The sequence below is a fragment of the Pararhizobium sp. genome (assembly GCF_035497515.1).
Lineage (GTDB): Bacteria > Pseudomonadota > Alphaproteobacteria > Rhizobiales > Rhizobiaceae > Pararhizobium.
Genome location: NZ_DATJDJ010000218.1, coordinates 1 through 14723, shown reverse-complemented (window position 1 = coordinate 14723; position 14723 = coordinate 1). Strand labels below are relative to the sequence as shown.

Below are 14723 nucleotides of genomic sequence, written 5' to 3'. Positions count from 1 at the left end.
CCGGCAAGGGAGGGATCGGGTCATGACAAAGCTCAACGCCATCGAAGTCGTCACCCTGTTTATAGACGATATCGACGAGGCCAAGGCGTTCTACCAGAGGGTCTTCGCGCCGGAGATCGTCTATCAGGACGCGGTTTCCGCCGTGCTGACATTCGGTGGCCTGATGGTCAACCTGCTTCAGGCGACCGAAGCGCCGGCACTCGTCACACCGCTGCCCGTCGCGCCATCCAGCGCCGGCTCGCGCATCCTGCTGACGATCCGGGTCGATGACGTGAACACCACATGTGCCGGTCTGCGCGCCCTGGGCGTCACGTTCCTGAACGGCCCGACAGACCGTCCATGGGGCCGCCGCACCGCAGCCTTCGCCGACCCCTCCGGCCACGTCTGGGAAATTGCCCAAGAACTGGGCTAACCGCTTGAACTTTCATCAGCGTGAGAACTCTGCGGCGTAACCCATGGGAAATGAATCTTCCTGTTCGGAATTGCGCCTTGCAATCTCTCTTTGCATTGCACAAAATCTTCCCAAGGATGGCAAAGACCCATCATCGAGGGGACAAAGATCCGCATGGCGATCAAGGCAAGCATCTATCACCTCACACACTATAAATATGACAAGCCCGTGCGGCTCGGACCCCAGATCATCCGGCTGAAACCCGCCGCCCATTCCAAGACCAAGGTGATCAGCCACTCGCTCAAGGTCACGCCGGCAAACCATTTCGTGACGCTGCAGCAGGACCCCTACGGCAACTACCTCTCGCGCTACGTATTTCCCGACCCGGTTACCGAGCTGAAGATCGAGGTCGATCTCGTCGCCGACATGACGGTCTACAATCCGTTCGACTTCTTCATCGAGGAAGAAGCCGAGATGTTTCCGTTCACCTATCCGGAAGACATCCGCGACGACCTGAAAATCTACATGCTGCCGGAGCCGATGAGCCCGGCGCTGGAAGACTACGTCAAGGGCAGCGACCTGACGCCGATGCGCACCATCGACTTCATCGTCCGTCTCAATGCGCGCCTGCAGCAGAAGGTCAACTATGTCATCCGCATGGAGCCCGGCGTCCAGACGCCGGAAGAGACGTTGCAGCTGGCGCTCGGATCTTGCCGCGATTCCAGCTGGCTTCTCGTGCAGATCCTGCGCAATCTCGGCCTCGCTGCCCGCTTCGTCTCCGGCTACCTGATCCAGCTTGCACCGGATCTCAAGGCGCTCGACGGACCGTCCGGCACCGAGGTCGATTTCACCGACCTGCACGCCTGGTGCGAAGTCTATATTCCCGGCGCCGGCTGGGTCGGCCTTGACCCGACCTCCGGCCTTCTGACCGGCGAAAGCCATATTCCGCTGGCCGCCACCCCACATTACCGCAACGCCGCCCCCATTTCCGGCGGCCTTTACGGCGATGCCAACACCAGCTTTGATTTCGCGATGACCGTCTCGCGCGTCGCCGAACACCCGCGTATCACAAAACCATTTTCCGAAGAAAGCTGGGAGGCGCTAAATGCGCTGGGTGAGCACGTCGACAAAGTGCTGAACGCCAGCGATGTCCGCCTCACCATGGGCGGCGAGCCAACTTTCGTGTCCATCGACGATTTCGAATCGGAAGAATGGAACACCGGTGCTGTCGGCCCGACCAAGCGCGACAAGGCCGACGAACTGATCCGGCGGCTGCGCGAACGCTTCGCCCCCGGCGGTTTCCTGCATTACGGCCAGGGCAAGTGGTATCCGGGCGAAAGCCTGCCGCGCTGGACCTTCTCGCTCTACTGGCGCAAGGACGGCAAGCCGATCTGGCACGATCCGGATCTGATCGCCGCCGAAGGCCAGGATACCAAGGTCACAGCCAAGGAGGCGGAAGCCCTGCTGAACGGCATCGCGGCCGAGCTTGAGATCGAGCCGGAAATGATCATTCCCGCCTTCGAGGATCCGGCTGAATGGATCATCAAGGAAGGCAGCCTGCCGGAAAACGTCGATCCGTCCAACTCCAAGCTCGAAAGCCCGGAGGAACGCGCCCGCATCGCCAAGGTGTTCGAACGCGGCCTGACGACCGCAACCGGCTACATCCTGCCAGTGCAAGCCTGGAATGCCAAAGCCGATGGACGCCGCTGGGTCAGCGAAAAATGGAAAACCCGTCGCGGCAAGATCTTCCTGATCCCCGGCGACAGCCCGATTGGCTTCCGCATGCCGCTCGGCACGCTGCCCTACGTCCCGCCGTCGGAATATCCGTATATCCACGAGGCGGATCCATCGATCCCGCGTCACCCGCTGCCGGACTACAGCGCCCCGGCCCGGACAATGGTGCAGGCATCCCGCAAGGCAAGCGAACCGCAACAGGATCGCAACGAGCAGAATATCGCCGGTTCCAAGGGCGACATCCGGGGCGCTGTCCGAACTGCCATGAGCGTCGAGCCGCGCGATGGCCGTCTGTGCGTCTTCATGCCGCCGGTCGAGCGCATCGAGGATTATCTCGACCTGATCGCGGCGGCCGAAAAATCTGCGGCCGATCTTGGTCTGCCGATCCATATCGAGGGCTATTCGCCGCCGCAGGACGAGCGGCTCAATGTCATGCGCGTCGCCCCCGATCCCGGCGTCATCGAGGTCAACATCCATCCGGCCTCGAACTGGAAGGACTGCGTCTCGATCACCACGGCGATCTACGAGGAGGCCCGCCTCACACGGCTTGGCGCCGACAAGTTCATGATCGACGGCCGCCACACCGGCACCGGCGGCGGCAACCATGTCGTGGTCGGCGGCCGGAACCCGAACGACAGCCCGTTCCTGCGCCGCCCGGACATGCTGAAAAGCCTGATTCTCCATTGGCAGCGCCATCCGTCGATGTCCTACCTGTTTTCCGGCATGTTCATCGGCCCGACCAGCCAGGCGCCACGCATCGACGAAGCCCGGCACGACACGCTGTACGAACTCGAAATCGCCATGGCGCAGGTGCCGTTGCCCGGCATGGCGCAAGCGCCCCTGCCCTGGATGGTTGACCGCCTGTTCCGCAATCTCCTGACCGACGTCACCGGCAATACCCACCGCTCGGAAATCTGCATCGACAAGCTGTTTTCGCCCGATGGTCCGACCGGGCGCCTCGGGTTGATCGAGTTCCGCGGCTTCGAAATGCCGCCGAATGCCCGCATGAGCCTTGCCCAGCAGGTTCTGGTGCGCGCCATCATCGCCCGCTACTGGCAGAACCCGGCCGAAGGCAAGCTCGTGCGCTGGGGCACGACACTGCATGACCGTTTCATGTTGCCGCACTATGTCTGGCAGGATTTCCTCGATCTCCTCAACGACCTGCGTGCCAACGGCTTCGATCTGCGCCCCGAATGGTTCGAGGCCCAGCTTGAATTCCGCTTCCCGTTCTGCGGCGAGGTCGAATACGAAGGTGCCAAGCTCGAACTGCGCCAGGCGCTCGAACCCTGGCATGTCACGGGAGAGGAAGGCGCCCCCGGCGGCACCGCGCGCTATGTCGACAGCTCGGTCGAGCGGCTGCAGGTCAAGCTGGAAACTGCCAATCCGGAGCGCTACACGGTCGCTTGCAACGGCCGTGCGCTGCCGCTTACCAAGACCGGCTTCAATGGCGTTTCCGTTGCCGGCATCCGTTACAAGGCATGGCAACCGGTGTCGGGTTTGCATCCCACTTTGCCGGTTAACACACCGCTTACATTCGACATTTATGATACATGGTCGAAGCGTTCGATCGGCGGATGCATCTATCATGTTGCCCACCCGGGCGGGCGCAGCTACGACACGTTCCCGGTGAACGGCAATGAGGCGGAAGCCCGCAGACTGGCACGCTTCGAGCCGTGGGGCCACACTGCCGGCGCCTACGCCCTTGTGCCGGAAGCGCCATCAGCAGAATTTCCGCTGACGCTCGACCTTCGGCGTCCGCCAGGAGTGTAAAGACGTCAATGTCCAGGAAGCAGACGGCAGAAGCGATACGAAACGAAAACAGGACCGGAAACGATCCGGCTTTTGGCTATCGCGCGCTTCCCGGCATTGCCGACGAAATGCTCGATACGCATGGCAATGTCCGCCCCGTCTGGCAGTATCTTCTCTCCACCATCGGCCGCATGGACGAAACGGAACTGGCCAACCGCTTTGCCCGCGCCGACCGATACCTGCGCGATGCCGGCGTGTTCTACCGTGCCTATGGAACCAAGGAAAATTCGGAACGCAGTTGGCCACTCTCTCATGTTCCGGTGCTGATCGACGGCAACGAATGGCAGGCCGTCTCCAAGGGCCTCATTCAGCGCGCCGAACTGCTGGAACGCATCGCCGCCGATATCTACGGCTCCAACCGGCTGGTCGCCGAAGGCTTCCTGCCGCCGTCGCTGGTGGCATCCAACCCCGAATTCCTGCGCCCGATGGTCGGCGTCCTGCCGGCCGACGGCCATTTCCTGCATTTCGTCTCCTTCGAGATCGGCCGTGGCCCGGACGGCAACTGGTGGGTCCTGTCGGACCGCACCGAAGCCCCCTCGGGTGCCGGCTTTGCACTCGAAAACCGCGTCGCCACCACCCGCGCCTTCTCGGACCTCTATGCCGAAACCCATGTGCATCGCCTCGCCGGCTTCTTCGGTGCCTTCCGCGATACGCTGCAGGCGCGCAAGAAACATCCCGACGACCGCATCGCCGTCCTCACGCCCGGCGTCGCCAACGAAACCTATTTCGAGCACGCCTATATCGCCCGTTATCTCGGCTTCATGCTGCTGGAGGGCGAGGACCTGACCGTCGTCGATGGCCGGGTGATGGTGCGCACCGTCGCGGGCCTGAAACCCGTCGGCGTGCTCTGGCGACGCCTCGACGCCGCCTTCGCCGATCCGCTGGAGCTGAACCAGAGCTCGCATATCGGCACGCCCGGCATCGTCGAGGCATTGCGATCGGGATCCGTGTCGATCGTCAATTCGCTCGGTTCCGGCATTCTCGAAACCCGCGCCTTCCTCGCCTTCCTGCCGAACATCTGTCGGCATCTTCTCGGCGAGGATCAGCTGCTGCCGAGCATCGCGACCTGGTGGTGCGGCCAGCAACCCGAGCGCGATCAGGTCGCCGGCAATATCGAGAAGATGGTTATCGGTCCCGCCTATTCCACCCGGCCGTTCTTCGACGACAACGGCCAGTCTGTTCTCGGTTCATCGCTGCGCGAAACCGCCAAGACCTCCGTCGCCGACTGGCTGCTCACCGACGGGCCGAAACTCGTCGGCCAGGAAGTCGTGACGCTCTCGACGACGCCCGCCTGGGTCAACGGCAAGCTGACGCCGCGCCCGATGAGCCTGCGGGTCTATGCGGCCCGCACCCGCGACGGCTGGCAGGTCATGCCGGGCGGCTTTGCCCGCATCGGCTCCGGCGCCGACGCCGCCGCGATCGCCATGCAGGCCGGCGGTTCGGCCGCCGACGTCTGGATCGTCAGTGAAAAGCCCGTCGAGCGCTCGACACTGCTACCGGCCGAGGAAAGCTTCATCCGCATTATGCCCGGCAGCCTGCCGAGCCGTGCGGCCGACAATCTCTTCTGGCTCGGCCGCTATATCGAGCGGGCGGAAGGCGCGCTTCGTATTCTGCGCGCCTGGCATGGCCGCTATGCCGAGTCCGCCAACAGCGAGATGCCATTGCTCAAGGATATCACCGAGTATCTGGCAAACCTCGACATCGACACGAAACAAGCCGTTCCCGACAGCCTCTTGGCCAATATCGACAGCGCCCTGTTTTCCGCCAGCAATATCCGCGACCGCTTTTCGGCCGATGGCTGGCTGGCGCTCAACGACCTCGCCAAGACGGCGCGAAAATTCCAGTCGACGGTACAGGCCGGCGACGACGCCACCCATGCCATGACCATTCTCCTGCGCAAGCTGGCGGGCTTTGCCGGCCTGGTGCATGAAAACATGTATCGCTTCACCGGCTGGCGCTTCCTGTCGATCGGCCGCTATCTGGAACGCGGCCTGCACATGACCCGCCTGCTCGGCCATCTCTCCGGCGAGGATGCGCCTGACGGCGCCTATGACATGCTGCTCGAAATCGGCGACAGCGTCATGACCCATCGCCGCCGCTACAACGTCAACACGGCCTCGCTCACGGTCACAGACCTTCTGGCGCTTGACCCGCTCAACCCGCGCTCGATCCTCTACCAGTTGAACGAGATCAAGGCCGAAGTCGAGCAACTGCCGAAGGCTTTCACCAACGGCCAGATGTCGCCCTTCTATCGCGAAGCCATGCGGCTACATGCCGGTCTGGCGGTCATGACGCCCGAAGCCATGGACGCGACGGTCTACGGCAAACTGGAGCAGGAGCTCGGGCGCTTCTCGGACATCCTCGCGCAAACCTATCTCGGATAGAATATGCCAAATCGCCTGCGCCGGATTTGAGAGACCATGCTCTACGACATCAATCTGCGGATAACCTATACGTACGAAGTCCCGGTTTCCGGTGGCCGCCATATCGTCCGCGTGCTTCCGGTCTCGCTTCCCGACCGCCAGCGGCTGGTCGCCGGCACCGTCACCTGCACGCCGACGCCGGAGGAGCGCACCGATGCCGTCGACTTCTTCGCTAACCCGTCGACCTCAATCCTGTTTCGCAAGCCGCATGAGAAACTGGTCATCCGCATGCAGGCGCGCATCCAGCTTGAGGCGCAGGGGCTGACGGCGGACTTTTCGCCGGATCTCGCCGGCTTTCCCGCCGACATCGCCAATGTCTGGTCGCTTGACGCCAATTCGCCGCATCATTTCCTAGGCGCCAGCCCGCGCCTGCCGGAAGACCCGGCAATCGCAGCCTATGCGCGCAAGATCGCCAAACCGGACATGACGGTCCGCCAGATCGCCACGGCCATATGCGCCCAGATCCACCGGGATTTCACTTATGACCCGAAGGCAACGACCGTCGATACGACACCGCGCGAGGCCTTCAAGCTCAAGCGCGGCGTTTGCCAGGATTTCACCCATGTGATGATAACAGCGCTGCGCAGCCTCGGCATCCCCGCCGGTTATGTCAGCGGCTTTCTCAGAACCATCCCGCCGCCAGGCAAGGAACGCCTCGAAGGGGCCGACGCCATGCATGCCTGGGTGCGTTTCTGGTGCGGATCGACCTCCGGCTGGCTGGAGCTCGACCCGACCAACAATATTTTTGCCGGACTGGATCACATTGTCGTCGGCCACGGCCGCGATTACGGCGACGTCGCACCGGTCATCGGTGTGCTGAAAAGCTACGGATCACACAAGACGGAACAGGCCGTGGATGTCATCCCGTTGCAGTGACCCAAAACGGGATCCTCCGCGTCTCGATTTCGGACAGTGCCCCAAGCCTCAAGAGGCCGAATCACAGGGATCGCTAAAATTATAGTAAAAACCGACGGTTGAGGGGAACCGAACCGTAAGAATTCTCGGATATCGTGACCTAATCGATCATTAGTCCCGTTCCGAGTGAGTAACATGGCAAAGCGCTCAACTTTCCTGCAGTCCTGCTCAAACTTGATTGGCGACAAGTCCGGCAACTTCGCAATGATGGCCGCGCTGCTGGTTCCGGTTGTGTTCGCTACCGGTGGTGTCGCGATCGACATGACCAATATGATGATGGCCAAGGACCAGTTGCAGGACGCAACGGACGCGGCCGCCCTTGCCGCATCCTCCGCTCTCGTGAATGAGGGGCTGACCATCGAGAAGGCAAAGGCACTCGCCAAGGACTTTGTGAAAACGCAATCGCGAAACTACTTGTCTGCCGACATGACGGATGAGGCGAAGGCCGCCTTCGATCTTGCGCTCAGCAGCAACACAACAGCTGACATCACCGAAAAAACGGCCGCGGTTGGCAATAGCAAGACCTACACTGTCGAGGTCTCCTCCAAACTCGATCTTCCGCTCAATGCCTTGACACGACTGCTAGGCAAAGAAACTGTCGAAATCAGCACGGTCAGCCGGTCGCTGAGTTCAACGGAAGCCAAGAATGCCCTGTCCATGTTCCTCGTCCTCGACCGCTCCGGCTCCATGGGAGAAGATACGGCGACCATCAACTCCGTCAGCCCGACCAAACCTGAAAGCTACAACTGTGGCACGAACAACAGGCCCAAGACGTGCACACGATATGTCACCAATTACATCACGAAAATCGAGGCGCTGAAAACGGCCGGCGCAAGCCTCCTTTTGGAGTTGAAGACGGCTGACTCCACCTCGACCTTGGTGCGTACCGGCGGCGTATCCTACAACAACACGATGCAGGCGGAATCCCCTCTGGCCTGGGGCGTCACTGGCGTTTCTTCTTATGTCGGGAACCTGACGGCTACCGGATCAACCGACTCCAGCGCGGCGTTCAAGAACAGCTATAACAGCCTGCTGGCCAAGAACAGCGCTGGCGCGCTGAAGGAAGAGGCCGAGCATAAGTTGAAAAACGGCCAGGTGCCGAAGAAATACATCGTTTTCATGACTGACGGGGAAAACAATTACTACGATGGCAAACAATCTGCCGCCAACGGCGACAAGTCCGATACTGAAACGTTGGACTATTGCACCAAGGCAAAAACAGCCGGCTTTACAGTCTTCACGATCGCCTTCATGGCACCGGATCGCGGCCAGAAACTGCTGGATGCCTGCGCGACCGACGATACCACAACAGAAAAGTATTACTTTGCTGCTGAAGACGCCGACCAGTTGAACCTCGCCTTCAAATATATCGGCGAGAAGGCTTCCGAGGTAACCGTCCGCCTGACGCAGTAATAACTTTCTCGTTTCCATTGAAAGCCCGCCCGAGAAATCGAGGCGGGCTTTTGCGTCTTCCGCACCGCATCCGGCAATTCGCAAGCCGTTTCGAACGCCACCCCTCTACAAATTTCATCTTATTGAAAACACTATTGCAAGCGCTTCGTATCGGTGCATAAATCGCTTATATGCCCCGTTGGTGTTCGGCCTGCGGTCTCCCAAACTGCAAGAAGGGTAAGCCTGTTTCCATGATCGATCGTTTGTCCAACGAAAGCATCCCGAGCGCTGCTCCCCGCGCCTCGAGTTCACAAGTTCTCGCCCAGGAAATCATCGAGCGCCTCACCTATCGTATCGGCAAGGATCCAAAGGTCGCCAAGCCGCATGACTGGTTGACGGCCGCCATCCTGGTCGTTCGCGACCGCATTACCGACAACTGGATGGAATCGACGCGCAAGACCTACGCAACCGATGCCAAGCGCGTCTATTATCTATCGCTGGAGTTTCTGATCGGTCGCCTGATGCGCGATGCGGTCACCAATATTGGCCTGATGAACGAGTTGCGCGAGGCCCTGGACTCCTTCGGGGTCGATCTCGATATCATCGCTGCGCTGGAGCCCGATGCGGCGCTCGGCAATGGCGGCCTTGGTCGCCTCGCTGCCTGTTTCATGGAAAGCATGGCCACGGTCGATATCCCGGCCTATGGCTATGGCATCCGCTATGTCCACGGTCTTTTCCGACAGCAGATGGCCGATGGTTGGCAGGTGGAACTGCCGGAAACCTGGCTTGCCCACGGCAATCCGTGGGAATTCGAACGCCGCGAAAGCTCCTACGAAATCGGCTTCGGCGGCTCGGTCGAAACCGTCAATGTCGACGAGGAACTGACCCGCTACGTCTGGAAGCCGGCCGAGCGTGTCATCGCCACCGCCTGCGACACGCCGGTGGTCGGCTGGCGCGCCAAGCGCGTCAACACGCTGCGTCTTTGGACCGCGCACCCGATCGATCCGATCCTGCTCGATGCCTTCAACGCCGGCGACCATATCGGCGCGCTGAGGGAGAGCAACAAGGCCGAAAGCCTTGCCCGCGTGCTCTATCCGGCCGATGCCACGCCGGCTGGCCAGGAACTGCGCCTGCGCCAGGAGTTCTTCTTCTCCTCCGCTTCGCTGCAAGACATCCTGCGCCGCCATCTGCAACAATATCCGGATTTCACCTCGCTCGCCGACAAAGTGGCAATCCAGCTCAACGACACCCATCCGGCGGTTTCCGTCGCAGAACTGGTACGACTGCTGACCGACGTGCACGGCATCGATTTCGAAGCCGCATGGGACCTCGCACGTCGCACCTTCTCCTACACCAACCACACGCTCCTGCCCGAGGCGCTGGAAACCTGGCCGGTGCCGCTGTTCGAGCGGCTTTTGCCACGCCACATGCAGATCGTTTACGCGATCAACGCCAAGATCCTGCTCGAGGCTCGCAAGCAGAAGGCCCATACGGACCAGGAGGTCCGCAACATCTCGCTGATCGACGAGAGCGGCGATCGCCGCGTCCGCATGGGCAATCTGGCTTTCGTCGGGTCGCACTCGATCAACGGCGTGTCCGCCCTACATACCGAACTCATGAAGGAAACCGTCTTTGCCGACCTGCATCGGCTCTATCCGAACCGCATCAACAACAAGACCAACGGCATCACGCCGCGCCGCTGGCTGATGCAGTGCAACCCGGATTTGGTCACCCTGATCCGCGGTGCGATCGGTGACGAGTTCATGGACAATACCGAAGCTCTGCAGAGCCTTGATGCCTTCGCCGACAAGAAGGATTTCCAGGAGCAGTTCGCCGCCATCAAGCGCTCCAACAAAGTCAAGCTGGCCCAACTGGTGCAAAGCCGCATGGGCATCCGCATCGATCCGTCGGCCATGTTCGACATCCAGATCAAGCGCATCCACGAATACAAGCGCCAGCTCCTCAACATCATCGAGGCGATCTCGCTATACGATCAGATCCGCACGCATCCGGAACTCGAATGGGTGCCGCGTGTAAAACTGTTCGCCGGCAAGGCAGCGCCGAGCTATCACAACGCCAAGCTGATCATCAAGCTGGCCAACGACGTCGCCAAGGTCATCAACAACGACCCGTCGGTGCATGGCCTGCTGAAGATCGTCTTCATCCCGAACTACAACGTCTCGCTGGCCGAAATCATGGTGCCTGCGGCCGATCTGTCGGAGCAGATTTCGACGGCCGGCATGGAAGCATCGGGAACCGGCAACATGAAGTTCGCGTTGAACGGCGCGCTGACGATCGGAACGCTTGATGGCGCAAATGTCGAAATGCGCGATTGGGTCGGAGAAGAAAACATCAAGATCTTCGGGATGACGGCGGACGAAGTCGCCAAGGTGCGCGCCGAAGGCCACAATCCCCGTGCCATCATCGAACAGTCGCGGGAACTGTCGCAGGCTCTGCTTGCGATTTCCTCCGGCGTCTTTTCGCCCGACGATCGCAACCGCTTCACCGGCCTGGTCGACGGCATCTACAATCATGATTGGTTCATGGTTGCGGCCGATTTCGATGCCTATACCAAGGCACAGCGGGAAGTGGACGCGATCTGGACCGACACGGCGAGCTGGTATTCCAAGACCATCCGCAACACCGCGCGCATGGGCTGGTTCTCCTCTGACCGTACAATCCGGCAATATGCCGGGGAAATCTGGAGAGCCGGATGACATCAGTGCCGAAAGACGCCACGCCTACCGTTCCGCCAGCCAGTCTGTCGGCGGAAGAGATTGCGGCGATCCTCGCTGGCACTCATAGCAATCCCTTTGCCGCCCTCGGCGTTCATGCCACGGGCAAGGACTTCGTCGCCCGCTGTTTCATTCCAGGCGCCGAAACGGTTTCCGTCGAAACATTGGCCGGCAAGGACATCGGCACGCTCATCCGGCGTGACGATGCCGGTTTCTTCGAGGGCCCGGTCGCCGTCAAGAAGATCCAGCCGGTTCGCTATCGGGCGAGCAACAGCGGCGGCGAATGGACGGTCGTCGATCCCTACAGTTTCGGCCCCGTGCTCGGGCCGATGGACGACTATTACATCCGCGAGGGCTCGCATCTGCGGCTCTTCGACAGGATGGGCGCACATCCCGTCAAGCATGATGGCGCCGACGGCTTCCATTTCGCCGTCTGGGCACCCAATGCCCGGCGTGTCTCGGTAGTCGGGGATTTCAACAACTGGGATGGCCGCCGCCACGTCATGCGACTGCGCCAGGATACCGGCATCTGGGAAATCTTCCTGCCGGATATCCCGAACGGCGCGATCTACAAATACGAGGTCGTCGGCAAGAACGGCGAGGTTCTGCCGCTGAAGGCCGACCCCTTCGCCCGCCGCTCGGAGCTACGACCGAAAAACGCCTCGATGACGACAGGCGAAATCGAGCAGGTCTGGCAGGACGAGGCGCATCGTGCCCATTGGGCCAGCGTCGATGCCCGCCGGCAACCGATCTCGATCTACGAGGTCCATGCCGCTTCCTGGCAGTTGCGCGATGACGGCAGCATGCTGTCCTGGGACGAGATGGCTGAACGGCTGATCCCCTACTGCGTCGATATGGGCTTTACCCATATCGAGTTCCTGCCGATCACCGAATACCCATTCGATCCGTCCTGGGGTTACCAGACGACCGGGCTCTACGCGCCGACCGCCCGTTTCGGCGAGCCGGAGGGTTTTGCCCGATTCGTCAACGGCGCCCACAAGGTCGGCGTCGGCGTCATCCTCGATTGGGTGCCGGCGCATTTCCCGACCGATGCCCACGGCCTGCGCTGGTTCGACGGCACCGCGCTTTATGAACATGAGGATCCGCGTCAGGGCTATCACCCCGACTGGAACACCGCGATCTACAATTTCGGCCGCGCCGAGGTGTTCTCCTATCTCGTCAACAACGCACTCTACTGGGCGGAAAAATTCCATCTGGACGGGCTGCGCGTCGATGCCGTGGCGTCGATGCTCTATCTCGACTATTCGCGCAAGCATGGCGAATGGGTGCCGAACGAATATGGTGGCAATGAGAACCTCGATACAGTCCGCTTCCTGCAGACGATGAACAAGGAAGTCTACGGCAGTCATCCCGGCATCATCACGATTGCCGAGGAATCCACCTCCTGGCCGAAAGTCTCCGCCCCGGTTCATGCCGGCGGCTTGGGCTTCGGCTTCAAGTGGAACATGGGCTTCATGCACGACACGCTGCAATATCTGCAGCGCGAACCGATCCACCGCAAGCACCACCACAACGACCTGACCTTCGGCCTGCTCTATGCCTTCAGCGAAAATTTCGTTTTGCCGCTCAGCCATGACGAAGTGGTGTATGGCAAGGGCGCGCTGATCGCCAAGATGGCCGGCGACGATTGGCAGAAATTCGCCAACCTTCGGGCCTATTACGGTTTCATGTGGGGTTATCCCGGCAAGAAGCTTCTGTTCATGGGCCAGGAATTCGCCCAGTGGCGCGAATGGTCGGAAGATCGCTCGCTCGACTGGAACCTGCTCGAATACCCGATGCACGAAGGCATGCGCCGGCTGGTCCGCGATTTGAACGGCACCTACCGCAACAAGGCGGCGCTGCATGCCCGCGACTGCGAGGGCGACGGTTTCGAGTGGCTGATCGCCGACGACCGCGAAAACTCGGTCTTTGCCTGGCTGCGCAAAGCGCCCGGCGAAAAGATGATCGCCGTGATCAGCAACTTCACGCCGGTCTACCGCGAGAACTACACGATACCGCTGCCTGCGGAGGGGCGGTGGAAGGAAATCCTCAACAGTGACGCCGAGATTTACGGCGGCAGCGGAAAGGGCAATGGAGGCGCCGTTCAGGCGACAAAGAACAGTTCGGGTGTGATGACCGCGACCATCACCTTGCCGCCCCTGGCGACATTGATGCTGGAGCAGGATTAGCGTTTCGCCGGCAGGACCGGAGGGTCCCGTCCAGGCGGTGCGTCAGAAAAATATTTGGAGAGGATACTGTTCCCAAGAACGGTCAAACCGCTCCGGGGAACCATACTACCGGGAGGAAAATCAATGGAAAAACGAATACAGCCCCTCGCCCGTGATGCAATGGCCTATGTCCTTGCCGGCGGCCGCGGAAGCCGACTGAAAGAACTCACCGACCGCCGCGCCAAGCCCGCGGTCTATTTCGGCGGCAAGGCCCGCATCATCGATTTCGCCCTGTCGAACGCGATGAACTCCGGTATCCGTCGTATCGGCGTCGCCACGCAGTACAAGGCGCATTCGCTGATCCGCCACCTGCAGAATGGCTGGAACTTCTTCCGCCCAGAACGAAACGAGAGTTTCGATATCCTGCCCGCCTCCCAGCGCGTCTCCGAGACGCAATGGTATGAAGGCACCGCCGACGCCGTCTACCAGAACATCGATATCATCGAGAGCTACGGCCCCGAATTCATGATCATCCTGGCCGGCGATCACATCTACAAGATGGATTACGAACTGATGCTGCGCCAGCATGTCGATGCCGGCGCCGATGTCACCGTAGGCTGCCTCGAGGTGCCGCGCATGGAGGCGACCGGATTCGGCGTCATGCATGTCGACAAGAAGGACAACATCTTATCCTTTGTCGAAAAGCCGGCCGATCCACCCGGCATTCCCGACAAGCCGGATTTCGCGCTGGCGTCGATGGGCATTTACGTGTTCAGGACGAAATTCCTGATGCAACTGCTGCGCGAGGACGCCGCCGATCCGAACTCCAGCCGCGATTTCGGCAAGGACATCATCCCCAAGATCGTCAAGGGCGGCAAGGCGATCGCCCACCGCTTTGCCAAGTCCTGCGTGCGCTCGACCTCCGAGGTGCAGGCCTACTGGCGCGACGTCGGCACGGTGGACGCCTATTGGGAGGCCAATATCGACCTCACCGACATCACCCCGGAACTCGATCTCTATGACAGCGACTGGCCGATCTGGACCTATGCCGAACTGAAGCCGCCGGCAAAGTTCGTGCACGACGAGGACGGCCGGCGCGGCATGGCGGTGTCGTCGCTGGTCTCCGGCGATTGCATCGTGTCGGGCGCATCGCTGA

The 14723-nt window shown here is 61.0% G+C and carries 8 protein-coding genes; all 8 read left to right on the top strand.

All coding sequences use genetic code 11. From position 1 onward, the window contains the following. The first annotated feature begins 22 nt into the window (after window positions 1-22). Entirely contained in the window at window positions 23-412 is a 390-nt protein-coding gene (locus VL202_RS22895; protein ID WP_325466362.1) for a VOC family protein, read from the top strand. A 153-nt stretch (window positions 413-565) separates the two neighbouring features. Beyond that, a complete protein-coding gene (locus VL202_RS22890) occupies window positions 566-3895 on the top strand; it encodes a transglutaminase family protein (protein ID WP_325466361.1) in 3330 nt (1109 codons plus the stop codon). 8 nt (window positions 3896-3903) lie between these two features. Further along, on the top strand, window positions 3904-6318 hold the full coding sequence (locus VL202_RS22885; protein ID WP_325466360.1) for a circularly permuted type 2 ATP-grasp protein: 2415 nt from the start codon (window positions 3904-3906) through the stop codon (window positions 6316-6318). Between the two features lie 36 nt (window positions 6319-6354). Beyond that, on the top strand, window positions 6355-7233 hold the full coding sequence (locus VL202_RS22880) for a transglutaminase family protein (RefSeq protein WP_325466359.1): 879 nt from the start codon (window positions 6355-6357) through the stop codon (window positions 7231-7233). Between the two features lie 174 nt (window positions 7234-7407). Continuing rightward, window positions 7408-8685 (top strand): TadE/TadG family type IV pilus assembly protein, encoded by a 1278-nt coding sequence (locus VL202_RS22875; RefSeq protein ID WP_325466358.1) that lies wholly within the window; start codon window positions 7408-7410, stop codon window positions 8683-8685. Window positions 8686-8915: 230 nt separating this feature from the next. Next, window positions 8916-11381 (top strand): glycogen/starch/alpha-glucan phosphorylase, encoded by a 2466-nt coding sequence (locus tag VL202_RS22870; protein ID WP_325466357.1) that lies wholly within the window; start codon window positions 8916-8918, stop codon window positions 11379-11381. Further along, entirely contained in the window at window positions 11378-13588 is a 2211-nt protein-coding gene (gene glgB / locus VL202_RS22865) for a 1,4-alpha-glucan branching protein GlgB (protein WP_325466356.1), read from the top strand. Before VL202_RS22870 ends, glgB begins: the two co-directional genes overlap by 4 nt. Window positions 13589-13711: 123 nt before the next feature. Further along, window positions 13712-14723: glucose-1-phosphate adenylyltransferase (gene glgC, locus VL202_RS22860; protein ID WP_325466355.1), on the top strand; the 1012-nt coding region annotated here is incomplete at its 3' end.